The organism is Paracoccus yeei ATCC BAA-599, assembly GCF_000622145.1.
Taxonomy (GTDB): Bacteria; Pseudomonadota; Alphaproteobacteria; order Rhodobacterales; family Rhodobacteraceae; genus Paracoccus; species Paracoccus yeei.
This window is the reverse complement of the sequence record NZ_JHWH01000001.1, coordinates 212,239-234,417: the sequence shown is the minus strand read 5'-3', so window position 1 is coordinate 234,417 and position 22,179 is coordinate 212,239. Positions and strand designations below refer to the sequence as shown.

The following is a 22,179-nucleotide window of genomic DNA, read 5'->3' as shown; positions in this document are numbered from 1 at the left end:
CATCGTTCCCGCGGCCGGGGACGGCCTGTCATTCCGGTTGCCGCATGGGGTCCGGCAGGTCGGCAAGCAGCTTGTCCAGCGTCATCGGAAAGCTGCGCAGCCGGATGCCGCAGGCGTTGTAGACGGCGTTGGCGATGGCGCCGGCCGCGCCGCAGATGCCCAGTTCGCCCACGCCCTTGGCTTGAAGCGGGCTTGCCGGCGCATCGCGTTCCTCAAGCAGGATAACTTGGACATCGGGCACGTCGGCATGCACCGGCACATGGTATTCGGCCAGGTCGTGGTTCACCAGATGGCCGTTGCGCAGGTCAAAGACCAGCTCCTCGGTCAGCGCATTGCCGATGCCCCAGACCATGCCGCCCAGGCATTGCGAGCCTGCGGTCTTGGCGTTCAGCACGCGCCCGAATCCGAAGGCGCCCAGCATGCGGCGCATCCTGATCTCTCCGGTCCAGGCATTGACGCCGACCTCGGCGAAAAAGGCGCCATAGCTGCCTTGGGCATAGTCCTGCGAGGTCTTGCCAGGCTTGATGCGGCCGATTTCCTCGATGGCGCTGCCGGCCAGCAGGTCGGTGACGGATGCGGTCTTGCCGTCGCCGCTGGCGATGCCGTCCCTGATCTCCAGCGCGTCGGGCTTGACGCCAAGCTGATAGGCCAGCCGTTCGCGGATCGTCTCGCAGGCGCGAAACACCGCCGATCCGGTCGAGGTCGCGCCGAAGCTTCCCCCCGAGCCCGCGCCGGTGGGCAGCTCGCTGTCGCCCAGGGTCACGGTCACGCGGTCGATGGGGACGCCCAGCATTTCGCCCGCGATCTGGCCGAGGATCGCATAGCTGCCGGTGCCGATGTCGGTCTGGTCGCTTTCCACCCGCAGGCTGCCGTCGGGCTCCAGTCTCACGCGGGCGGCGGCGGGGCGCAGCATGTTCACCCGCGCGGCCGAGGCGACGCCCATGCCGATCCACCAGTCGCCCTCCCGCGTCATGCAGGGCCGGGGCTTGCGCCGGTCCCAGCCAAAGGCGCGCGCGCCCTGGTCCAGCGCCTCGGTCAGCATGCGCGACGAATAGGGGGTCGAGGTTCCGGGCTGCGTCGCGGGCAGGTTGCGCTTGCGCAGCAGGATGGGGTCAAGGCCGATCTTTTCGGCCAGTTCGTCCATCGCCGCCTCAAGCGCCTGCATCCCCACCGCCTCGCCCGGCGCACGGACGGAACCGGCAGTCATGCGGCAGATGCGGGCGATGTTGACGCCGATCTTGCGGTTCTCGCCGCCATACAGGAACTCGGTCGCCTGCGTCACCGGCTCGGCGAACTCTTCCTCGGGCAGGTTCGACACCCAGGCCTCGTGCCCCAGCCCGATCAGCCGACCGCCTGCATCGGCGGCCAGCCGCACGCGCTGGCGGGTTTCGGACCGGCGCATGATGGTCTGGAACACCTGCTGGCGGCTCAGCACCACGCGGACAGGGCGGCCCAGCTCGCGCGCGGCGATGGCGGCCGCGATGGCGTCATGGCTGATCCCCAGCTTGGAGCCGAATCCGCCGCCCACATAGGCCGAGCGGATGCGGACCTTGCCCGGCGCGATGCGCAGGCTGTCGGCCAGTTCCTTCACGTTGTGGCCGACCATCTGGTAGCTGCCCCAGATCGTCAGGCGGTCGCCGTCCCATTGCGCGATCGAGACATGCGGCTCCATCGCGGCGCTGGCATGGCCTTCGGTTTCATAGGTCAGATCGACGCTGTGGGGGGCGTCGCGCATGGCGGCGTCCAGGTCGCCCAGGAGGATGGGCTTTTGCGCCGGCTCGGACTCCGCCTCGCGCGGGTCCAGGGGCGTGTCGGCGCTTTCCTCGTATTCGACGCGCAGCAGCTTTGCGGCGTGGGTGGCCTGTTCGAAGGTCTCGGCCACGACCAGCGCCACCGGCTGGCCGAAATAGTCGATCTGCCGCACATCCTGCGCCGGGGCCTGGCCGGCGGTGCCCTGGGCCGGACGGCGCAGCATCGCCTTTTCCGAAAAGACGCCCAGAACGCCCGGCAGGTCCATCACCGCCTCGCGATGGATGGCTGTCACCTTGCCCTGCGCAATGGTCGCGGTGACAAGCACGCCTTCGACGCAATCGGGGATCTGGTATTCGGCGGAATAGGGCGCGGCGCCGGCGACCTTCAGCGGCCCTTCGGGGCGGTTCAGGGGCTTGCCGATGATGCCCTGACGCGTCTGGTCCAGCAGGTTGCGCTGGTCGGGGGTGTTGTACAGTCCCAGCATGTCAGGCTCCTGTCGCCTCGGTCAGCACGGCGGCAAGGGCGCGCCGCAGCAGGGGAATCTTGAAGTCGTTGTCGCCTTGCCCGCGCGCGTCCCGCAACAGCAGGTCCGCGGCGCGGTCGAAGAGCGCGGGCGAGGGCTCCTGCCCGACCAGAGCCTGCCCCACCGCCGGATCGTGCCAGGGCTTGTGGGCGACACCGCCGAAGGCCAGGTCGGCGCGGCTGATGCGGCCGTCCGAAACCTGGACAATGGCCGCGACCGACACCAGCGCAAAGGCATAGGAGGCCCGGTCGCGCACCTTGCGATAGATCTGCCTGCCGGCGACCGGCGCGGGCAGGGTGACGGCGGTGATGACCTCGCCCGCTTCCAGCACGTTGTCGCGCGACGGGTCGTCCCCGGGCAGGCGGTGGAAATCGCGCAGGGGCAGGGTGCGCGCGCCCGCCTTGCCCTTGATTTCGACCGTGGCATCCAGGGCCGACAGCGCCACCGCCATGTCGCCCGGATAGGTCGCGATGCATTGGTCCGAGGCGCCCAGGATCGCATGGATGCGGTTGAACCCGCCGATGGCGTCGCAGCCGCTGCCCGGGTGGCGCTTGTTGCAGCGGGTGTCCAGGTCCATGAAGTAATGGCACCGCGTCCGCTGGCACAGATTGCCGCCGGTGGTGGCCTTGTTGCGCAACTGCGGGCTCGCGCCGGCAAGGATCGCGCGCGCCAGCAGCGGATAATCGCGCCGCACCATGGCGTCGGCGGCGCAATCGGCGTTCGTTACCAGCGCGCCTATGCGCAGCCCACCGTCGGCCTGCTCGATCCGGTCCAGGCCGATGCGGTTGATGTCCAGCAGATGATCGGGCGTCTCGACCTCAAGCTTCATCAGGTCCAGAAGGTTGGTGCCGCCGGCGATCAGCTTGGCGGCGCTGCCGGCCGCGTCGTCCACGGACCCCGCGCGGGCGTAATCGAAGGCTCTCATGCCTCGGCCTCCATGGTTTCGCGGATGGCGGCGATGATGTTGGAATAGGCGCCGCAGCGGCACAGGTTCCCGCTCATCCGTTCGCGCAATTCCTCGTCGCTGGGCCGCGGCGCCGTCAGGTCGCCCGAGACGAAGCTGGGCCAGCCCTCGCGCAACTCCTGGATCATCGCGGTCGCCGAACAGATCTGACCGGGCGTGCAATAGCCGCACTGGAATCCGTCATGGTCCAGGAAGGCACGTTGCAGGGGCGACAGGCTGTCGGGCTGTCCGAGCCCCTCGATGGTCGTGATGTCGCTGCCGTCGTGCATGACGGCCAGCGACAGGCAGGAATTGATCCGGCGCCCGTCCACGATGACGGTGCAGGCGCCGCATTGGCCGTGGTCGCAGCCTTTCTTGGTTCCGCACAGCGCCAGATCGTGGCGCAGAAAGTCCAGAAGCGTGCGTCGGGGATCGCCGGTGAACTCGTGCGCTTCTCCGTTGACGACAAGCCTGGCGAGCGGGGTCTGGGACATGACATCTCCTGTGGCCGCGTGACTGGGTGTCGGACAGAACGGCCCGCGCCACGGGGCGGTTCCGGGCGATCTGCAAACGCGCTATTGAACGGATTGCGCGCCGCCGCGTTGAACCGCCAGCCAGTCCCCGCACGAGCCATGCCGATGTTCGATCATTCCCGCCGCCCGGTTCCGGACCGCAGCGGTACCGTCCTGAAGGTGCCCCAATCCGACCTGCCGCTGGACCGCTGGCGGCCCGGCGCCGCGCTGGCGGTGATTGCGGGAACGCAGGGCCCGGCCTATCGGCTGGCCGGCGCGGGCATGGTGATCGAACCCGACGGCACGCTGCACGGACAGCTCAGCGCAGGCTGCATCGACCGGGACGTGGCGCTGCATGCGGCGCAGGCGCTGCGCGATGGCCAGCCCCGACGCCTGCGCTATGGCGCGGGCTCGCCCTTTCGCGACCTGCAGTTGCCCTGCGGCGGCACGCTGGACATCCTGGTCGAGCCGCGGCCCGACCCGGCCGCCGTGGCGCGCGCCCGGGCCGATCTGGCGGCGCGGCGCATGGCCGCGCTGCCGTTGGGCCCGCTGCAACTGCGCATCCGGCCCGCGCTGCGCTGCCTGACCTTCGGCAGCGGGCCCGAGGCGCGGCTGTTTGCCGACCTCGTCCACGCCACCGGCTGGCTGACCGAGCTTTACGCCCCCGATCCCGACACGCTGGCCGGCTGCGGCTTTCCCCATGGCTCGTGCCTGCATGGCTGGCCCGAGGGCGTGGCAAGCGACCCGCACAGCGCCGTGGTCCTGTTCTTTCACGACCACGACCGCGAGATCGCCGTGCTGGAGCACGCGCTTGCCCGCCCCGCCTTCTATATAGGCGCGATGGGCAGCCTGCGGGCGGCGGGCAACCGCCTGGCCGCGCTGCAGGCGCGCGGCGTCCCGCCCGAGAACCTGGCGCGTCTGCGCGACCGGATCGGGCTGATCCCTTCGGTTCGCGATCCGCGCAGCCTGGCGGTGTCGGTGCTGGCGGATGTGGCTGCGGCGGCCGCGCCGGCGTGACGCAGGGCTTTCCCGACACGATGGGCGTGCTGCTGGCGGCCGGACAATCGCGCCGCTTCGGCGCGCCCGACAAGCTGCTGGCGCAGGTCGGGGGGCAGGCCCTGGTCTGTCATCCCGCGCGTGCCTTGGCCGGCCTTGGCTGCGGCGGGCTTGCGGCGGTCCTGTCCAGCGACGCCGTCGCCGCTGCCCTGCCGCCGGCGTTCCAGCCCATCCGCATCGCCCCGGACCAGCCCATGGCCCGGTCGCTGCTGGCGGCGCTGGATCATGCGCGCCAAGCGGGGGCGGGGCGGCTGCTGATCTGCCTGGGCGACATGCCGGGCGTGACCGGGGCGACGCTTGCGCGGTTGCTGGCGCGTCCGGGCGACGCGGCCTGCGTCCAGGGGGGCCGGCGGCTGCCGCCCGCGGTGATCGCCGCCCGGTCCTTTGCTGCCGTCGCGGCGCTTGCGCAGGGCGACCGCGGCGCGCGCGACTTCATCGCGGCGCTGCCGCCCGGCGCGCTGGTCCCGATCAGCGCCACGGAGGCGCGCGACATCGACACCCCCGCCGACCTCGGGTCGCTGCCGGGGGGGCGTGACACTGTCGGTCCCGGCGGTTAACCGTTTCCACCATACGAATCGAGGGTTACGCCGTGCATTCCTCTGGCCGGTCCATTCTTGGCCGAACGCTGGTGCTGTTCCTGATCGGGTTCAGCGCGCTTTGCATCATCGTGGGCACGGCCACCTGGCTGTTTGCCCGCACGACGACCTATACCGCCTCGATCGTCTCGATCCGCGAGGCGCGGGCGACGCTGGTCGACCTCAAGTCGCTGGTCCAGGACGCCGAGACCGGGCAGCGCGGCTTTCTGCTGACCGGCAGGGACACCTACCTTGTCCCCTTCGAACGCGCCCGCGCCGAGATCCCGCAGCGGCTGGACCAGTTGCGGCAAAGTGCCGCGGTCCTGCCCGAACTGCACGGCCAACTGGACGAACTGGACCCCGCGATCCGGCAAAAGCTGGACGAACTGTCGCAGACCATCGACCTGGCCCGGCAGGGCCGCCGCGACGAGGTTCTGCGCATCATCGACAGCGATCGCGGCAAGATCCTGATGGACCAGATCCGCCAGCGGTTCGACCAGCTGACGCAGGTGGCGGACCACGGCTTTGCCGCGGCGGTCGACCGGCAGCGCGAGACCGCCAGCCTGCTGCGCTGGGTGGCCTTCCTGGGCGCGCTGGTGATCCTGGCCGTGGTCGGCGGGGCCACGCTGACGGTCATGCGCCACACCCGGGCGCTCGCCTCGGCCCGGGCCGAGATCGAGCGGCTGAACCAGGGGCTCGAGGCGCGCATTCGCGAACGCACCCGCGACCTGGCGCGCGCCAACGAAGAGGTGCAGCGCTTCGCCTATATCGTCACCCACGACCTGCGCGCGCCGCTGGTCAACATCATGGGCTTCACCAGCGAGCTTGAGGCGAGCCTGCCGCCCCTGCAGCAGCTCGTCGCCGATGCCGAGGCCGAGGGCCGCGACGTGACCGAGGCCCGGCTGAGCGCGCACGAGGACCTGCCCGAGGCGATCAACTTCATCCGCTCCTCGACCCGCAAGATGGACGGGCTGATCAACGCCATCCTGAAGCTGTCCCGCCAGGGCCGCCGGCAACTGGTGCCCGAAGCCATCGCGCTGGAACCCATGTTCCAGGCGGCGGTGGATGCGCTGCGCCACCAGATGGAGGAATCGGACGCCCGCGTTGATCTGGAGGTTCAGGTGCCCAACATCGTCTCGGACCGGGTCGCGCTGGGGCAGGTGATCGGCAACCTGCTGGACAATGCCGTGAAATACGCGCGGCCCGACGTGCCCCTGCGCATCGCCATGCGCGCCCGCCGTGCCGCCCCCGGCTGGGTCGACATCGAGGTCGAGGACAACGGCCGCGGCATCGCAGAACAGGACCACGAGCGCGTCTTCGAACTGTTCCGCCGCGCCGGCACCCAGGACAAGCCGGGCGAGGGGCTGGGCCTGGCCCATGTGCGCGCCTTTGTCCGCGGGCTTGGCGGCGATATCACATTGACCTCGCGCCTTGGCGAGGGCACGACCTTCCGCGTCACGCTACCCATAGACCTGCGGGCAGCCATCAGGAGCAACGACGAATGAGCGATCAGGCAATCCCCGTCACCATCGTGATGGTCGAGGACGACGAGGGCCACGCTCGTCTTATCGAAAAGAACATCCGCCGGGCGGGCGTCAACAACCCGATCACGGCCTTCCAGAACGGCACCGACGCGCTGGCCTACCTGCTGGGGCCCGACGGCTCGGGCGAGGTCAGCGCCCGGCGCCACCTGCTGATCCTTCTGGACCTGAACCTGCCCGACATGACCGGGGTGGACATCCTGGAACGGGTCAAGGCCAACCCGCACACCCGGCTGGCGCCGGTGGTCGTGCTGACCACGACCGACGACGCCCGCGAGATCCAGCGCTGCTATGACCTGGGCGCGAACGTCTATATCACCAAGCCCGTGAACTACGACGGCTTTGCCCATGCGATCCGACAGCTGGGGCTGTTCTTTTCGGTCATGCAGGTGCCGCAGACGCCCTGATCATGTCCGACAGTCCCGTTCACATCCTTTACGTCGACGACGACCCGGTGCTGGTGCGGCTGGTCGAAAAGGCGTGCCGGCGGCGCGGCTATCGGCTGGCCCATGCCGTGACGGTCGAGGCGGCGCTGGCCGCGCTGGATCAGGCCGAGTTCAGCGTCGTCGTGCTGGACCATCACCTGGGCGCCGCGACCGGGCTGGATTTCCTGCGCGCAACCGAAGACCGCGCGGCGCGCCCGCCGGTGATCTATGTGACCGGCTCGGCCGAAACCTCGGTTGCGGTCAACGCGCTGAAGATGGGGGCGGTGGACTACGTCTGGAAGTCGGCGGCGGGGGATTTCATCGACCTGCTGTTCGGCGGCATCGAGCTGGCGGTCGAACGCGGCCGGCTGGAACATGCCAAGGCCCGCGCCGAACAGGAGATGCGCGAGGCCCGCGACCGCGCCGAGCTGCTGCTGAGCGAGGTGAACCACCGCATCGCCAACAGCCTGTCGCTGGTTGCCTCGCTGGTGCGGATGCAGTCCAGCATGGTGAAAGACCCCGGCGCCCTTGCCGCGCTGAGCGAGACCCAGGCCCGCATCCGGGCGGTGGCGGGGGTGCATCGCAGGCTTTATCGTTCCACCGACGTGCGCCAGGTGGCGCTGCAGGATTATGTGCGCGAATTGCTGGACGACCTGCAGACCGGCTTTCACGCCGAGGGCCGGCCCAGCGAATTCGCCTGCGCCACCGATCCGGTGCTGGCCTCGACCGACCGGGCGGTGACGGTGGGCGTGGTCCTGGCCGAGCTTGTCACCAATGCGGTGAAATACGCCTATCCGCCGGGCCAGCCCGGCCCGATCCGCGTCACCCTGCAAGCCACGGGCGAGAACCGCGCCCGCATCCTGGTCGAGGACGACGGCGCCGGCTGGACGGGCGAGGGCGAGCCGCAAGGCTCGGGCCTGGGCACGCGCATTATCCGTGCCCTGCTGGCCGATCTCGAGGGCGAGCTGACCTATCGCCCGGTTTCCGCCGGCACCTGCGCCGTCTTCGACTTCCGCCCGCATTCCGGGCTGGCGTGAGCGCAGGGTATTCGCAGTTTCATGGGCTGCCGGCGACTGCGTGACGGGGGCTGCGTGACGGGGGCTGCGTGACGGGGGCTGCGTGATGGGGGTTGCAAGCGCATCCGCGCCGCGCCGGTGTTTCCGAAGGGCCGAGGCGGGGCCCCCGATTTCGGGAAGGGGCTTTGCGCGATGCCTTGCGATCAGCCTTGCGGCGCATGGCGGGTGGACTAAGGTTCTCCGCCCTCCGCCCTCCGCCCTCCGCCCTCCGCCCTCCGCCCTCCGCCCTCCGCCCTCCGCCCTCCGCCCTCCGCCCTCCGCCCTCCGCCCTCCGCCCTCCGCCCTCACCGACGTTGCCAGGGGCTGGCAGGCGGTCGGGCGGGGAACGTCGATATGCGACAGGCGAGGCGCCCGGCATCCGCACGTTTGTAATTGCGGACGTGCCGACAGTCGGCAGGCAGGGATCGGGTAACATCGGATATGCGTCAGGAGCGGCGCCTGGCATGCCTGGCGTTTGTCCTTGCTGGAAGTCGTCGGTGCTCGGCAGGTGGGCGCTCTGGGAACGTCGATATGCGTCAGGCGCGGCGTCCGGCAGGCCCTCGCTGGACATGGCCGATGGTCGCGGGCGGGGGGAGTCTGGAAACGTCGGATATGCGTCAGGTGCAGCGCCTGGCAGGCCCGGCGTTTGTCCTTGCTGGATGTCGTCCGCGGTTGGGCGAGCGAGGCGCTTTGATCCGTGGCAGGCGGCAGGCCAGACGCCCGACAGGCCCGGCGCCGCCGTTCAGCGCCAGAAGCTGAGGTATTCGATCAATTCCGCCAGGCGCTTGCCGATGGCCACCGGCAGGTTCCAGTGCAGAAACAGCGCATCCGCCGCCAAGGCGGCGAGGATCAGCAGGCCAAGCACGATGGCGATGGGATTGGTCATGCGGTCTTCCCTTTCCCACCCCTGCTAGGGCAGGCGCACGTCGCAGACAAGGGCGTCATGCCACCGCCGCCTCGTCTTCGTCGGGTTCGGCGGCAATCATGAACAGGTCCCCCGCGGCCTCCATGCGCCGGATCGCGGCGACGACCTGGTCCATCGCCTCTTCCGCGTCCCTGGTCGAAACCTTGCCCAGGCCCTCCATCTCTTCGCGCATGGAATCGGCCAGGCGCGAGGACAGGCCAGACAGCAGGAAATCGACGGTCGGCTGGTTCGGTCCCTTGGCCCCTGCCATGGCCTTGACCAGCACGCTGTTTTCGACCTCGCGCGTGATGCGGGCGATGTCGCGGGGGTCGATGCGGGCGGGGATGTTAGCCCAGGTAAAGATCGTCTTGCGCACTTCGTCGGCAAAGCCGGCGTCGTCGCTTTCCAGTCCCGCAAGAACGGTTTCGCGCGTGGCCGAGGTCGAAAAGTTCAGGATCGCCCCCACCTTGTCCACGGCTTTCCCGTCGAGCGCCGAGCGCGGGATCGCATCCGCGGCCTGGATCAGCGCCTGCCCGATGCGGCGCAGGGCCTGGGCCTCGATCATGCCGGTCAGCGACATGGCATAGGCGATCTGGCGCGCGAGCGCGGGGTCCAGCAGGCCGAAAACCTCGGCCGCGCGGGGCACCGGCAGCTTCGAGAACATCACCGCAGCGATCTCGACCGCTTCGGTCCGGGCGAGTTCGGCTAGAAGGGGCGTGGAGAGCGCGGCGATGCGGTCCCAGGGATCGCCGCCGCCGTTCAGCGCGGCCATGCGCCGCAGCCGGTCGGTCGTGTCGGGCGACAGATGGCCGTCGAGCAGTTCCAGCGTTCCGTCGATATCGCCCGGAAAGCTGAGGCCGATGGATTCCAGGGTATCGCAGAATTCGGCGATGACGGCGTTGCGGGTGTCGCGGTCGATCAGCCCCATCAGCGCCATTTCCTGCGCCAGATCGGTCTGGAGCCCGGAGGGCAGGCGGGCGAGGTCCATGTCCTCACCCTCGGCCAGGATCAGGCGGACGATGATTGCCGCCTTTTGCCGTGCCGTCAGTTCCGCCTTGCCGATTGCCGCGATGGCCATGCCGCCCCCGATTCCCGTGTCAGGGGCAGCATGGCATCAAATCCCGAACGCGGCGTTAATGCGCGGCATTCTCGGCAAAGACACGGGCAAAGATCGTGTCCACATGCTTGGTGTGATAGCCCAGGTCGAACTTTTCCTCGATCTCGGCGGGGGAAAGCGCGGCTGTCACCTCGGGGTCGGCCAGCAGCTCGGTCTTGAAATCGGCGCCCTGTTCCCAGACCTTCATGGCGTTGCGCTGGACCAGGCGATAGGCATCCTCGCGCGACACCCCGGCCTGGGTCAGCGCCAGAAGCACCCGCTGGGACATGACCAGTCCCTTGAACCTGTTCATGTTCTTCAGCATGTTGTCGGGATAGACCACCAGCTTTTCGATCACCCCGGCCAGCCGGTTCAGGGCGAAGTCCAGCGTGATCGTCGCGTCGGGCGCGATGCCGCGTTCGACCGAGGAATGGCTGATATCGCGTTCGTGCCAAAGCGCGACGTTCTCCATCGCCGGGACCACCGCCATGCGCACGAGGCGCGCGAGCCCGGTCAGGTTCTCGGTCAGGACCGGGTTCCTTTTGTGCGGCATGGCCGAGGAGCCCTTCTGGCCGGGGCTGAAAAACTCTTCTGCCTCAAGGACTTCGGTGCGCTGCATGTGGCGGATCTCGATCGCGATGTTCTCGACCGAACTGGCGATGACGCCCAGCGTGGCAAAGAACATGGCGTGGCGGTCGCGCGGGATCACCTGGGTGCTGATCGGTTCGGGGCGCAGGCCCATTTGCGCGCAGACGTGTTCCTCGACCGCGGGGTCGATGTTGGCGAAAGTGCCGACCGCGCCCGAGATGGCGCCGGTCGCGATTTCCCAGCGGGCCTTTTCCAGCCGGTTCCGGTTACGGGCCATTTCGGCGTAGAAGCGGGCGAAGGTCAGGCCCATGGTGGTGGGTTCGGCATGGATGCCGTGGCTGCGCCCGATGCGCACGGTATCCTTGTGCTCGTAGGCCCTTTTCTTCAACGCTTCCAGGACCTTGTCCAGGTCGGCCAGGAGGATGTCCGATGCCCGGACCAGTTGCACGTTCAGCGTGGTATCGAGCACGTCCGAGCTGGTCATGCCCTGGTGGACGAAGCGCGCCTGATCGGCCCCGATGTGTTCCGCAAGATGGGTGAGGAAGGCGATGACATCATGCTTGGTGACGGCCTCGATCTCGTCGATGCGGTCGACGTCGAACTGCACGTCCCTGGCCTTCCAGACCGCCTCTGCGTTTTCGCGGGGGATCACGCCCAGGTCGGCCTGAGCATCGCAGGCGTGCGCCTCGATCTCGTACCAGATCCGGAACTTGGTCTCGGGGGACCAGATGGCGACCATTTCGGGGCGGGCATAGCGCGGGATCATCGGGGGCTCCTTGGGTTTGCCGGGGTTCTAGCGGCTTGGTCCCCGGGCCGCAACAGAAGGGTGCGGGCCGGGCCCGGGGCGGAAGCGCGGGTGTCGCAGATCTTCCATCCGCAGCCTGTGCACCACGCGTACACAGGGCGTGCACAGCACGTATGACCGAAGGCCGGCATGGGTATTTGGAAAACGGCGAAAGCCGGGGCGCCGGATGAGGAAAGCCGCCCCGGAGGGCGGCTTTCGCGATCACTGTCCCGGTCTGCCGATCAGCAGCTGTAATACATCGCGTATTCGATCGGGTGGGGGGTGTGTTCGTAGGCGTAGACCTCTTCCCACTTGAGCTTGATGTAGCCTTCCAGCTGGTCGCGGGTGAAGACGTCGCCCGCCAGCAGGAAGTCCATGTCCTTTTCAAGCTCTTCCAGCGCTTCGCGCAGCGAACCGCAGACGGTCGGGATCTCGGCCAGCTCCTCGGGTGGCAGGTCGTAGAGGTCCTTGTCCGAGGCCGGGCCCGGGTCGATCTTGTTCTTGATCCCGTCGAGGCCGGCCATCAGGAGCGCGGCGAAAGCCAGGTAGGGGTTCGCGGCCGGATCGGGGAAGCGGGCCTCGACGCGCTTGGCCTTCGGCGATTCCGTCCACGGAATCCGCACGCAGCCCGAGCGGTTGCGGGCCGAGTAGGCGCGCAGCACCGGAGCCTCGAAGCCCGGGATCAGCCGCTTGTAGCTGTTCGTGGCCGGGTTCGTCAGCGCGTTCAGCGCCTTGGCGTGCTTGAGGATGCCGCCGATGAAATAGAGCGCTTCCTGGCTGAGGTCGGCGTATTTGTCGCCGGCGAAGAGCGGCTTGCCGTCCTTCCAGATCGACATGTTGACGTGCATCCCCGAGCCGTTGTCGCCCTTCATGGGCTTGGGCATGAAGGTCGCCGACTTGCCGTAGGCGGCGGCGACGTTGTGGATGACGTATTTGTATTTCTGGATGTTGTCGGCCTGCTCGACCAGCCCGCCGAAGATCATCCCCAGCTCGTGCTGGGCGGTCGCGACCTCGTGGTGGTGCTTGTCGACCTTGATGCCCATGCGCTTCATGGTCGAGAGCATCTCGCCCCGGATGTCCTGGGCCGCGTCGACCGGGTTCACCGGGAAGTAGCCGCCCTTGTGGGCCGCGCGGTGGCCGAGGTTGCCGTCCTCGTAGGACTGGTCGGTGTTCCATGCGGCATCGACCGAGTCGATCTCGAACGAGACCTTCTGGGGGGTGATGGCGTATTTCACGTCGTCGAACAGGAAGAACTCGGCCTCGGGGCCGAAATAGGCGGTGTCGCCAATGCCCGAGGATTTCAGATAGGCCTCGGCCTTGGCGGCGGTGCCGCGCGGGTCGCGGGCATAAGGTTCGCCGGTGTCGGGCTCGACCACGTTGCAATGCACGCAGAGCGTCTTTTCGGCATAGAACGGGTCGATATAGGCCGAGGAGGCGTCCGGCATCAGCTTCATGTCGGACTGGTCGATCGACTTCCAGCCGGCGATCGAGGAGCCGTCGAACATGAAGCCTTCCTCGAAGAAGTCCTCGTCCACCAGGTCGGCGACCAGCGTCACGTGCTGCAGCTTGCCCTTGGGATCGGTGAAGCGGACGTCGACATATTCGACCTCTTCCGTCTTCATCAGATCCAGAACGTCCTTGACTTGCATTGGGGTCCTTCCTCCATCAGTCGCCCGGCCGCCGCGGCCGGGTTAGGGATAATCGTGGTATCGTCGGGTCGGGCGGGATCAGACGGCGTCGTCGCCCGTCTCGCCGGTGCGAATGCGGATCGCCTGTTCCACAGGCAGGATGAAGATCTTGCCGTCGCCGATCTTTTCGGTGCGGGCGGCCGAGATGATCGCGTCCACGGCGACCTCGACCAGGTCGTCGGGCAGCACCATCTCGATCTTGACCTTGGGCAGGAAGTCGACGACGTATTCGGCCCCGCGATAGAGTTCGGTATGGCCCTTTTGCCGTCCGAAGCCCTTGACCTCGGTCACCGAAAGGCCCTGGACGCCCACTTCCTGAAGCGCCTCTTTCACATCATCCAGTTTGAAGGGCTTGATGATGGCTTCGACTTTCTTCATCGCCTGATCCTTCCTCGCGACTTGCCTGCGCCCTGATTGGCGGGTTTGATGGATGCCGTCCATGCGGCATGATGGGGAAAGCGGCATGGAAACGTTGAAACTGCCGATGGTGCCTAAATTATGGACAGAACGCCCAATGCCTATGCAAGTTTTATGGGCGGGATTCCCGAGGTCGTGACGACTCGGCAGATGCGGGCGGTCGAGGCGGCGGCCATCGGCAGCGGGGCGGTCACCGGGCGGGCGCTGATGGAGCGGGCGGGCGCGGCGGCGGCGGCCGAGATCGCGGCGGCCTGGCCGCAGCTGGCGGGGCCGGTGCTGGTGCTGTGTGGGCCGGGCAACAACGGCGGCGACGGCTACGTGATAGCGCGGCATCTGGCCGGGCGGGGGCTTTCGGTGCGCGTGGTCGCGATGGCGCCGCCTGCGACCCCCGACGCCCGCGCCGCCGCCGCCGACTGGGCGGGCGAGACGCTGGCGCTGGGCGCGCCGCCGGCCGCGGGTGCGGCGCCGGCGCTGTGCGTGGACGCGCTGTTCGGGACCGGACTTGCGCGACCGCTGGCGCCCGAGATCGCCGGGCTTCTGCGCGGCGTCGCCGCCGCCGGCTGCCCGCTGGTCGCGGTCGATATCCTCAGCGGGATCTGCGCCGACAGCGGGCGCAGCCTGGGCGGCGGCAGCCTGCCGCAGGCCGCGCTGACGGTCAGCTTTCACCGCGCCAAGCCCGGGCATTTCCTGGGCGAGGGCGGCGCGCTGACCGGCGCGCTGCGCGTCCGGGACATCGGGATCGAGGACTGGCAGGGGGCGGCGGGCGACTGCATCCGGCTGGCCGGGCCCGATCCGGCGCTGGAAAAGCGCGCGGGCCACAAATACAGCCACGGCCACGCGCTGGTGCTGGCCGGAGGGCCGGGGCGCGGGGGTGCGGCGCGGCTGGCGGCGCGGGGCGCGCTGCGGGTGGGCGCGGGGCTGGTGACGCTGGGCTGTCCGGCGGCGGCGCTGCCCGAGAACGCGGCGCGGCTGGATGCGGTCATGCTGACCGGGGTCGAGGACGGGCCGGCGCTGGCGCGGCTGCTGCGCGACCCGCGGCTGAACGCGCTGTGCCTGGGCCCGGGCCTGGGGCTTGAGCGGGCGCGGGTTCTGGTGCCGGCGGCCCTGGCGACGGAACGGCCGGTGCTGCTGGACGCCGACGCGCTGACGGCCTTTGCCGACGGGCCGGATGCGCTGTTCGCGCAACTGCACGACCGCGCCGTGCTGACCCCGCATGACGGCGAATTCGCGCGGCTGTTTCCCGACCTTGCGCACAAGCTGGCGGACGAGGCGCCCAAGGGACCGGCCTTTTCGCGGCTGGACGCGGTGCGGATCGCGGCGGCGCGGGCCGGGGCCACGGTGCTGCTGAAGGGGCCGGCGACGGTCGTGTCCAGCCGCGAGGGGCGGGTGCGGATCGCCGCCACGACCGGCGAGGCCGCCGCCCCCTGGCTGGCCACCGCGGGCAGCGGCGACGTGCTGGCGGGGATTGTCACTGGGCTGATGGCGCGGGGCCTTGCGCCCCCCGAGGCCGCCGCGACCGGCGCCTGGCTGCATGCCGAGGCCGCGCGCCGTTTCGGCCCCGGCCTGATCGCCGAGGACCTGCCCGAGACCCTACCGCAGGTTTTTCGCGCCCTGTCCGCTGGGGCGGTGTTTTCCCCCTCGTCACCGGCCGGGGGTTTGCTATAACACGGGCTCGCCCCGATAGGGTGTGCGTGCGGGTATGGCGAAATTGGCAGACGCACCAGATTTAGGTTCTGGCGCCGCAAGGCGTGGGGGTTCAAGTCCCTCTACCCGCACCATGGTGATTTCATTCAAGTATTCAGGGCCATACGGGCTTTTTCGAAGGACGCAGGGGGACGGGTTTCCCAGCGCCGCTTGCCTTCGTTCTGGCACCTCTGGCACCAAAGATGGAACCAGCCCCAGCCAAGCAAGGGCGTTTCCAGATTTCAGAAGCTTGAAGGAAAAGGGTGAGAGGCTGGACAACGACCCAAGCGGGACTCGTTACGGCTGCTTCCTTCCGGACCTGACCGGGTTGGCGAGGCGCTCGCCCGCGCCAACCTCTCGGGGGGTTAGTTAAGGCGAACGGGGGCGCATTGCAAGGGGGCAGGGCGCCCGGCCCGTCACACGGTGTCGAGGTAAAGCTCGACCGTCTCCTCGTCCGAAAGCTCGGCCATGTAGCGCAGCTCCTGGCGCTTGGTCATCACGAAATTCTCGATCAGATGGGCGGGGAAGATGCGCTTGATCTGGGGGCAGGCGGCGAAGGCCTCGATGGCCGCGCCCCAGCTGGCGGGCAGCTGCGCCAGCCCCTGTTCATAGGCGTTGCCCTGGATCGGAGGCGGGGGCTCGGCCCGGTCCTCGAGCCCGTTCAGCGCCGCGCCCAGGATCGCCGCGACCGTCAGATAGGGGTTCACGTCGCCCCCCGCCACGCGATGTTCGATGCGGCGCGCCTTGGGCCCCGAGGAAGGGATGCGAATCGCCGAGGTGCGGTTTTCATAGGCCCAGCCCAGACCGGTCGGCGCATGGGCGTTCGGGACCAACCGGTCGTAGCTGTTTTCATGCGGCGCAAACAGCAGCGTCGACCCCGGCATGGCGGCAAGGCAGCCCGCGACAGCGTGGCGCAGCCGGTCCGAGCCCTCGTCCCCGCCATTGTCGAAGATGTTGTTGCCGTCGCTGTCCAGGATCGAGAAATGCATGTGCATCCCCGAGCCGTTCCATTCCTCGTAGGGCTTGGCCATGAACGAGCCGGCAAAGCCGTATTGCCGCGCCAGCCCCTTGACCAGCTGTTTGAACAGCCAGGCGTCGTCGGCGGCCTTCAGCGCGTCGGGCTGGTGCATCAGGTTCAGTTCGAACTGGCCCGGCGCGGCCTCGGATATGGCGGTGTCGGCGGGGATGTCCATCGCCTCGGCGGCGTCGTAAAGCGCGGTGAAGAAGCGGTCGAAGGCGTCCAGCGCGCGCAAGCTGAGCGTTTCGGCCCCGGTGCGGCGCTTGCCCGAGCGCGGGCTGGGCGGGACCCTGAGCTGGCCGCCGGAATCGTCGATCAGGAAGAATTCCAGTTCGGTCGCGACCACCGGGGTCAGGCCCGCCGCCGCGTAGCGTTCGACGACGCGGGCCAGGGCCTGGCGCGGGTCGCCGTCATAGGGCCGCCCGTCGGGGTGGAACATCCAGAGCGGCAAAAGCCCGGTCGGCGCCTCGAGCCAGGGCATCGGCATGAAGCCGCGTTCCGTGGGCAGCAGCAGGCCGTCGGGGTCGCCGGACTGGAACACCAGCGGGCTGTCCTCGACGTCCTCGCCCCAGATGTCCATGTTCAGGACCGAAAACGGGAACTTGGTCCCCTCGGTCAGGATCTTGTCGGCAAAGCGGGCCGGGATGCGTTTGCCGCGCGGCTGGCCGTTCAGGTCGGCCGCGGCCACGCGGATTGTCTTGACTTCGGGATGCTCGCGCAGCCAGTCCATGGTTCACCTGACAATATTGGGCCGATAGCGAAGCCGTTTCGCCGCGCCCGGCAGATGGCGGTTCAGCCGCCGGTTGACGACCCCGAACAGCCCGATCAGGCACAGGGTCAGAAGGATGAAATAGCCCGCCGCGATGGGATAGGCCACGAAGGGGTTGAAGGTCTTGTCCGCGAAGTAATTGGCGTAATAGAGCGCGTCCCCGCGCTGCTGGAACGCCGGGAAGCTGGAGAAGAACACCAGCGTCGTCGCGTGGAACAGAAAGATCGCCTCGTTGGTATAGGCGGGCCAGGCCAGGCGCATCGCGGTCGGCCAGACGACGCGGCGATAGCGAGTCCAGCCGGTCATGCCATAGGCGTCGGCGGCCTCGAGCTCGCCCTTGGGCAGGTTGCGCAGCGCGCCGTAGAAGATCTGGGCGGAATAGGCGGCGGTGTTCAGCGTCAGGACGATCAGCGCCCCGGCCCAGGCCTTGGTCAGCCAGCTTGTGGCGACGGTGATGCCGAAGACGTCGATCCCGGCGCGGGGCAGCTGCACCAGCGCCTCGTAGGCCAGGAAGAACTGGATGAACAGCGGGCTGCCGCGAAAGACGAAGATGAAGGCGTCGGCCGGCTTTCTCAGCCAGGGGCTGCGGCTGGTCTTGGCAAGCGCCAGCGCATTGGCCAGGAAAAAGCCGATCAGCAGCGCGAAGAAGGCGAAATACAGGTTCCAGATCAGGCCCGAGCCGATCAGCACCACCTGTTCGCACAGCGTGAAGTCCGCGCGCGGCAGCAGCCGTTCGCCCACGCCGATGGCGCGCAGCCCGTAGTCCTGGATCGCTTGCACGCATTGGTTCATGTCGCGGCCTTTCGCATCGCCTCGCCGGCGGCGGTGGCCTGGCCGCGCGACAGGCGGCGGCGGATGCGGTCGAACACCCGTTCCGACCCCCAGGTCATCAGCAGGTAGAAGACCAGGATGGCGAGGAAGTAATAGATCCGCCAGTCGGGATGCGGATAGGAAAAGGCCGAGGTCTTGGAGCCGCCCAGCTCGCGCGCCCAATAGACGATGTCCTCGACCCCCAGCAGGAACAGAAGCGGCGTGGCCTTGATGAGGATCATCCACAGGTTGGTGAGCCCGGGCAGGGCATAGGTCCACATCTGCGGGATCAGGACGCGGCGCGTGACCTGGCGCGGGCTCATGCCATAGGCCTCGGCGGTTTCCAGTTGCGCGCGCGGCACCGCCTGCATGGCGCCGTAAAGCACATTGGCCGCGAAGGCGCCGAACACGATGGCGAAGGCGATCACCGCCAGCGCCAGGCCATAGACCTGGTGCACCCATTCGGGCGAGGTCGAGAGCGGCAGCTTGGCCGCGGCGCAGACCAGGAATTCATTGCCCTGCCGCACCGGCACCGAAGGGTCGCAATAGACGCGCGAGCGCAGCCATTCGATCGCCTGATCCAGCGCGATGGGCACGAACAGGAAAAAGATGATGTCGGGGATGCCGCGCACCATCGAGGTGTAGATCCTGCCGAAAAGCCGCAGCGGCGCGACAGGGGACCGCGCCGCCAGGGCGCCGCCATAGCCGAACAGCAGCGCGACCGGAGCCGTCACCGCCAGCACCAGCAACACGGTGCCGAAGCTGGCATAGAACAGCATGTGCTTGCCCGATGTCAGGTAGCACATCAGCCAGGACAGCCCCTGAAGCTGGGCGGGATCGGCGCAGGATGCAAACATCGGCAAGTCCTTGCGGCGGCCGCAGGCGCGCAGGCCCGCGGCGCCGTCAGATCATTCGTGAAGCTGCGCCTTGTCGCCGAACCATTTCGCGATCAGCGCATTCAGGCTGCCGTCGGCCTTCATCGCGGCGATGGCGTCGTTCAGCTTGGCCTTCAACTCGGCATCGCTCTTGCGCAGGCCCACCCCGATGCCCTCGTCCAGGCTGACCTGGTCGCCGACGAATTGCAGGTCCTGGGATTCCTCGACGCTGGGGCGCAGCACCTCGTGGTCGCCGAAGCCCGCGTCCGCCTCGCCGTTGCGGACGGCGGCGATCACCTCGTCGATGGTGGCGAATTCCAGCATGGTGGCGCCGGTCTGGGCGATGTAGGCGGCCTGCACGGTGCCGGTCTGGGCCGCGATCACGCCGCCCTTGAGGTCCGCATCGGGCGTCAGCGCGATATAGGAGGACGGCGCCGGCGGCAGGTAGTTCTGGGTGAAGTCGATCGAGGCCTTGCGTTCCTCGTTGATGCTCATGGCGGCCATGATGGCGTCGTAGTTGCCCGAGACGAGGTTCGGGATGATCGAATCCCAGTCGTTCTTGACCCAGGTGCAGTCAAGCTGCGCGCGCTTGCACAGCTCGTTGCCAAGCGCGACCTCGAACCCGTCGACCTGGCCCTGGTCGTTGACCAGGTTGTAGGGAGGGTAGGCGCCCTCGGTCGCGATGCGCACGGTCTGGGCCATCGACGCCCCCGCCGTCAGCGCAAGGGCCGCGACTGCAAGCACGAACTTCTTCATCGTCTTCTCTCCTGTTGGTTTCTTGTCCGTTATCCCGCCATCGAGGCGCTGAGGAACTGGCGCAGCCGGTCCGAGCGGGGCGCCCCGAAAAGCTGCGACGGCGGGCCCTGTTCCTCGATCAGGCCCTGGTGCAGGAACACGACATGGTCGCTGACATCGGCGGCCAGGCGCATGTCATGGGTCACCAGCAGCATGGTGCGGTGTTCGGCGGCCAGGTCCTTGATGACGCGCACGACCTCTTGCTGCAATTCGGGGTCCAGCGCGCTGGTCGGCTCGTCCAGCAGCAGGGCGCGCGGCTCCATGCACAGCGCGCGGGCGATCGCGGCGCGCTGCTGCTGGCCGCCCGAAAGCTGCGCGGGCCAGGCGTCGGCCTTGTCGCCGATGCCGACCTTGGTTAGCAGGGCGCGGGCGCGGCCCTCGACCTCGGCGGGGTTGCGTTTCAGGACGTGGACCGGCGCCTCCATGACGTTCTGCAGGATGGTCATGTGGGACCACAGGTTGAACTGCTGGAACACCATCGACAGGTTGGTGCGCAGCCGCGTCACCTGGGCGCGGTCGGCGGGCACCCGGGCCATGCCCGCGCCGCGCCAGCGCACCGCCTCGCCCTCGAACAGGATGTCGCCCTGCTGGCTGTCCTCGAGCAGGTTGCAGCAGCGCAGCAGCGTGGACTTGCCCGACCCGGAACTGCCGATCAGGCTGACGACATGGCCCCGGGGGGCGGTCAGGCTGACGCCGCGAATGACCCGCAGCTCGCCGTAAGCCTTGTGCAGGTCCCGGATCTCGATGACGGGGGGCTGCGCGTCCTGGCTGGGGGTCATGGCTGGGCTGGGCTGGTCCGGGTGGTTCATCTGGGCATGTGGCGCGATTTGGCGGCGGATTGCAACGCTTTCCTGACTGCCTTTCCGGTCAGGAAAGGCCCGCCCGCCTTAGTCGCTGGACAGGCCCAGCTGGCCGTTGATCTGCCTGCGGACCAGCGCGGAATCGCGGTCGTTGACCCCCAGCAGCCCCGAGACGAGGCGCACCAGGCTTTCCTCCTCGGCGCTGCGCTGGCCGTCGGACAGGGCGATTTCCCACAAGGCCGCAACGACGTCGCGGCGATCCTCGATCCCCACGCGTTCCTTGATGGTGCGGGTGAAGCGGACGGTGTCGGGGGCCTCGGCCTCGATCATCTCGGCCGCCACGCGCCGTTCGGATGCCTGCTGGCGGTCCAGCCCGTGCCAGCGGGCCAGGATGGTCTCGATCCGGGTCTTTTCCGCGTCGCTGTAGCGGTCGTCGGCCCGCGCGATGCGCACCAGAAGCGCCGCGACCGCGACCTCGGCGTCAGAGGACGACAGCGGCGCATGAAGCGGTGCGGTGGCGAACAGGCGGCTGAGCAGATTGCGGAACATACCGGAACCTTAGGACAGATCGCGCACGGAAAGAAGCTAATAAATCTCAACTCACGGGTGCGTGCGCCGGCCGTTCCGCCGCCGGGCCGGTCAGTAACGTTGCGGCACGTAAAGCTCGGGCGGCACCACCTCGCGTTCGTAATCGGGGTTGAACACGCGGTCGGGCAGCACGACCTCCTCGTGCGGGACGTCGGCATAGGGAATCATGCTGAGCAGGTGGCTGATGCAGTTCAGCCGCGCGCGCTTCTTGTCGTTGCCGGGGACGATGTACCAGGGCGCCTCGGGGATGTTGGTGCGTTCGAACATCTCTTCCTTGGCCTTGGTGTAATCCTCCCAGCGCACCCGCGACTGCAGGTCCATGGGCGACAGCTTCCACTGCTTCAGCGGGTCGTGGATGCGCATCAGGAAGCGCATCTGCTGTTCCTCGTCGGTGATCGAGAACCAGTATTTCACCAGCCGGATGCCCGAGCGGACCAGCATGCGTTCGAATTCGGGCACATCGTCGAAGAACTGCTCGACCTGCGGCTCGGTGGCAAAGCCCATCACCCGTTCGACCCCCGCGCGGTTGTACCAGCTGCGGTCGAACAGCACGATTTCGCCCCCGGCGGGCAGATGGGGGACATAGCGCTGGAAATACCATTGCGTCTTTTCGCGGTCCGAGGGGGCGGGCAGGGCCACCACGCGGGCGACGCGGGGGTTCAGGCGCTGGGTGATGCGCTTGATCGCGCCCCCCTTGCCGGCACTGTCGCGGCCCTCGAAGATCACCACGACCTTTTCCTTGTGGTAGCTGACCCAGTCCTGCAGCTTGATCAGTTCCGCCTGGAGGCGCAGCAGGTTGCGGAAATATTCGGCCCTGGGCATCTGGTTGGGATGCGTGTCGCGATAGATGCGCGAGATTTCCTGCGACAGGGCGGCATCCTCAAGCTCGATCTCGTAGTCTTCGTCCAGCGTGTTGGACAGTTCGGCTTCCAGCCATTCGTTGCGGGGCTCGTCCTGCATTGCCGTCTCCTGCTTGCGTCCT

21 protein-coding genes, 1 tRNA gene and 1 other RNA gene are annotated in these 22,179 nt (G+C 68.3%); 7 read left to right on the top strand and 16 right to left on the bottom strand.

What is annotated here, in order from left to right:
- Positions 1 to 28: 28 nt before the first annotated feature.
- From BU28_RS0101095 to BU28_RS21745, 3 genes are read right to left on the bottom strand one after another with little or no spacing between them, the layout of a single operon-like run.
- Positions 29 to 2,236 (bottom strand): xanthine dehydrogenase family protein molybdopterin-binding subunit, encoded by a 2,208-nt coding sequence (locus BU28_RS0101095; RefSeq protein ID WP_036761734.1) that lies wholly within the window; start codon positions 2,234 to 2,236, stop codon positions 29 to 31.
- Position 2,237: 1 nt separating this feature from the next.
- A complete protein-coding gene (locus BU28_RS0101090) occupies positions 2,238 to 3,200 on the bottom strand; it encodes an FAD binding domain-containing protein (RefSeq protein WP_028717797.1) in 963 nt (320 codons plus the stop codon).
- Positions 3,197 to 3,712, bottom strand: a complete 516-nt coding sequence (locus BU28_RS21745) for a 2Fe-2S iron-sulfur cluster-binding protein (protein ID WP_080620646.1) — start codon at positions 3,710 to 3,712, stop codon at positions 3,197 to 3,199. The genes BU28_RS0101090 and BU28_RS21745 overlap by 4 nt, the downstream gene beginning before the upstream one ends.
- 144 nt (positions 3,713 to 3,856) lie before the next feature.
- On the opposite strand from BU28_RS21745, the gene BU28_RS21740 reads away from it, so the two are divergent.
- The 5 genes from BU28_RS21740 to BU28_RS0101060 are packed head-to-tail and all read left to right on the top strand — an operon-like array spanning position 3,857 to position 8,364.
- Positions 3,857 to 4,747 carry an XdhC family protein gene (locus BU28_RS21740; protein WP_051577657.1) on the top strand — a complete coding sequence of 297 codons (891 nt, stop codon included), beginning with the start codon at positions 3,857 to 3,859 and terminating at the stop codon, positions 4,745 to 4,747.
- A complete protein-coding gene (locus BU28_RS21735) occupies positions 4,744 to 5,343 on the top strand; it encodes an NTP transferase domain-containing protein (protein WP_088239218.1) in 600 nt (199 codons plus the stop codon). Before BU28_RS21740 ends, BU28_RS21735 begins: the two co-directional genes overlap by 4 nt.
- A 32-nt stretch (positions 5,344 to 5,375) precedes the next feature.
- Positions 5,376 to 6,866, top strand: a complete 1,491-nt coding sequence (locus BU28_RS0101070; protein ID WP_028717796.1) for a sensor histidine kinase — start codon at positions 5,376 to 5,378, stop codon at positions 6,864 to 6,866.
- Positions 6,863 to 7,309, top strand: a complete 447-nt coding sequence (locus BU28_RS0101065) for a response regulator (protein WP_028717795.1) — start codon at positions 6,863 to 6,865, stop codon at positions 7,307 to 7,309. Before BU28_RS0101070 ends, BU28_RS0101065 begins: the two co-directional genes overlap by 4 nt.
- Positions 7,310 to 7,311: 2 nt before the next feature.
- Positions 7,312 to 8,364 (top strand): sensor histidine kinase, encoded by a 1,053-nt coding sequence (locus tag BU28_RS0101060; RefSeq protein ID WP_028717794.1) that lies wholly within the window; start codon positions 7,312 to 7,314, stop codon positions 8,362 to 8,364.
- Between the two features lie 760 nt (positions 8,365 to 9,124).
- On the opposite strand, the gene BU28_RS25920 is transcribed toward BU28_RS0101060, so the two are convergent.
- From BU28_RS25920 to BU28_RS0101035, 5 genes are all read right to left on the bottom strand, one after another.
- Positions 9,125 to 9,268 carry a hypothetical protein gene (locus BU28_RS25920; protein WP_028717793.1) on the bottom strand — a complete coding sequence of 48 codons (144 nt, stop codon included), beginning with the start codon at positions 9,266 to 9,268 and terminating at the stop codon, positions 9,125 to 9,127.
- 55 nt (positions 9,269 to 9,323) lie between these two features.
- Positions 9,324 to 10,364: a flagellar motor switch protein FliG gene (locus BU28_RS0101050; RefSeq protein WP_028717792.1), complete on the bottom strand. Its 1,041-nt coding sequence runs from the start codon at positions 10,362 to 10,364 to the stop codon at positions 9,324 to 9,326.
- A gap of 55 nt (positions 10,365 to 10,419) precedes the next feature.
- On the bottom strand, positions 10,420 to 11,736 hold the full coding sequence (gene purB, locus BU28_RS0101045; RefSeq protein ID WP_028717791.1) for an adenylosuccinate lyase: 1,317 nt from the start codon (positions 11,734 to 11,736) through the stop codon (positions 10,420 to 10,422).
- Positions 11,737 to 11,996: 260 nt separating this feature from the next.
- Complete coding sequence (gene glnA / locus BU28_RS0101040; RefSeq protein WP_028717790.1) at positions 11,997 to 13,403, bottom strand: type I glutamate--ammonia ligase; 1,407 nt, start codon at positions 13,401 to 13,403, stop codon at positions 11,997 to 11,999.
- A gap of 78 nt (positions 13,404 to 13,481) precedes the next feature.
- Positions 13,482 to 13,820, bottom strand: coding sequence for a P-II family nitrogen regulator (locus BU28_RS0101035; protein WP_028717789.1), 339 nt, complete (start codon positions 13,818 to 13,820; stop codon positions 13,482 to 13,484).
- Between the two features lie 120 nt (positions 13,821 to 13,940).
- Here BU28_RS0101035 and BU28_RS21730 point away from each other — a divergent pair, with 120 nt between their 5' ends.
- Positions 13,941 to 15,524: an NAD(P)H-hydrate dehydratase gene (locus BU28_RS21730; RefSeq protein ID WP_248616115.1), complete on the top strand. Its 1,584-nt coding sequence runs from the start codon at positions 13,941 to 13,943 to the stop codon at positions 15,522 to 15,524.
- Positions 15,525 to 15,552: 28 nt separating this feature from the next.
- Positions 15,553 to 15,637, top strand: a tRNA-Leu gene (locus BU28_RS0101025).
- Positions 15,638 to 15,804: 167 nt separating this feature from the next.
- Here BU28_RS0101025 and ffs read toward each other — a convergent pair.
- The 8 genes from ffs to ppk2 form a co-directional block, all read right to left on the bottom strand.
- Positions 15,805 to 15,901, bottom strand: an RNA gene (gene ffs / locus BU28_RS24440) — signal recognition particle sRNA small type.
- Positions 15,902 to 15,958: 57 nt separating this feature from the next.
- Complete coding sequence (locus BU28_RS0101020; RefSeq protein WP_028717788.1) at positions 15,959 to 17,290, bottom strand: glutamine synthetase family protein; 1,332 nt, start codon at positions 17,288 to 17,290, stop codon at positions 15,959 to 15,961.
- A gap of 3 nt (positions 17,291 to 17,293) precedes the next feature.
- A complete protein-coding gene (locus BU28_RS0101015; protein WP_028717787.1) occupies positions 17,294 to 18,121 on the bottom strand; it encodes an ABC transporter permease in 828 nt (275 codons plus the stop codon).
- Positions 18,118 to 18,996 carry an ABC transporter permease gene (locus BU28_RS0101010; RefSeq protein ID WP_028717786.1) on the bottom strand — a complete coding sequence of 293 codons (879 nt, stop codon included), beginning with the start codon at positions 18,994 to 18,996 and terminating at the stop codon, positions 18,118 to 18,120. Before BU28_RS0101010 ends, BU28_RS0101015 begins: the two co-directional genes overlap by 4 nt.
- A gap of 51 nt (positions 18,997 to 19,047) precedes the next feature.
- Entirely contained in the window at positions 19,048 to 19,770 is a 723-nt protein-coding gene (locus tag BU28_RS0101005; RefSeq protein ID WP_028717785.1) for a transporter substrate-binding domain-containing protein, read from the bottom strand.
- A gap of 29 nt (positions 19,771 to 19,799) precedes the next feature.
- Complete coding sequence (locus BU28_RS0101000) at positions 19,800 to 20,618, bottom strand: ABC transporter ATP-binding protein (RefSeq protein ID WP_269845852.1); 819 nt, start codon at positions 20,616 to 20,618, stop codon at positions 19,800 to 19,802.
- Between the two features lie 78 nt (positions 20,619 to 20,696).
- Positions 20,697 to 21,158: a tellurite resistance TerB family protein gene (locus BU28_RS0100995; RefSeq protein ID WP_028717783.1), complete on the bottom strand. Its 462-nt coding sequence runs from the start codon at positions 21,156 to 21,158 to the stop codon at positions 20,697 to 20,699.
- 90 nt (positions 21,159 to 21,248) lie between these two features.
- Positions 21,249 to 22,157 (bottom strand): polyphosphate kinase 2, encoded by a 909-nt coding sequence (gene ppk2 / locus BU28_RS0100990; RefSeq protein WP_028717782.1) that lies wholly within the window; start codon positions 22,155 to 22,157, stop codon positions 21,249 to 21,251.
- Between the last annotated feature and the right edge of the window lie 22 nt (positions 22,158 to 22,179).